General features: G+C 27.9%; 1 protein-coding gene. It reads left to right on the top strand.

The features are described from left to right. Positions 1 to 157: 157 nt before the first annotated feature. Positions 158 to 718 carry a tyrosine-type recombinase/integrase gene (locus CUL_RS0105570; protein WP_025640765.1) on the top strand — a complete coding sequence of 187 codons (561 nt, stop codon included), beginning with the start codon at positions 158 to 160 and terminating at the stop codon, positions 716 to 718. Positions 719 to 868 lie beyond the last annotated feature (150 nt).

Here is an 868-nt window from a genome sequence, read left to right as displayed (position 1 = left end):
TTTCTATATTTAGTTACATATAGATTGCTATTAATAATTTGTTATTTTAGCCATTATAGCTTTTTATATTTTTGTTTTCTATGGCTTTATGGTATAATATTATATATTTATTAATAGATATTACTCTTATTTTGTTACATTAGAAAGGAGTTTTATTTTGACTGTAGAACCTATTAGAAATAGGAAGAAAATCGATCAAATGTATTACTATCTAAATGGTAAAGATCCAAAGTATGGCCTATTATTTAAATTTGGATTAAATACCGGATTGAGGATAAGCGATATTTTGCCTTTGAGAGTGAAGGATGTTTATAATGAAAATGGTCAATTTAAGGAGTACTTAATTTTAGAAGAACAGAAAACTAGTAAAGAAAAGAAGATAAAATTAAATAATGCAATCCGTAAAAACCTTGACGATTATGTAAGCAACCAGCAATTAGGTCAAAATGATTATTTGTTCCATAGTAGAAAAGGTGGCCATATAGGTAGAGTACAGGCCTATAGGGTTTTGAAGGAAGGAGCCGAAGCTTTGGGTATTGAAAACTTTGGAACCCATAGTTTGAGAAAAACCTGGGGATATTGGACCTATAAAATGTCAAAATATAATATTGGGTTGATAATGGACACTTTTAACCATAGTTCTCAATCTATCACATTAAAATACATAGGAGTTACCCAAGACCAGAAAGATGAACTATATTCTTTGGTACAATTTTAAATAAAAAGTAAAATAGCAGAAGTTTTGTGGAGAATTCCACAAGCTTCTGCTTTTTTTGAAGGATTTTAGCAATTTTTGTAGATTTTTCATAGGTATATGATATAATTATGTAAAAATATGTTCATTAATATCATGTAACTAAATATAGAA

The sequence above is a fragment of the [Clostridium] ultunense DSM 10521 genome (assembly GCF_000511955.1).
GTDB classification, from domain to species: domain Bacteria; phylum Bacillota; class Clostridia; order Tissierellales; family Tepidimicrobiaceae; genus Schnuerera; species Schnuerera ultunensis.
This window is presented reverse-complemented; position numbering and strand designations above follow the sequence as displayed.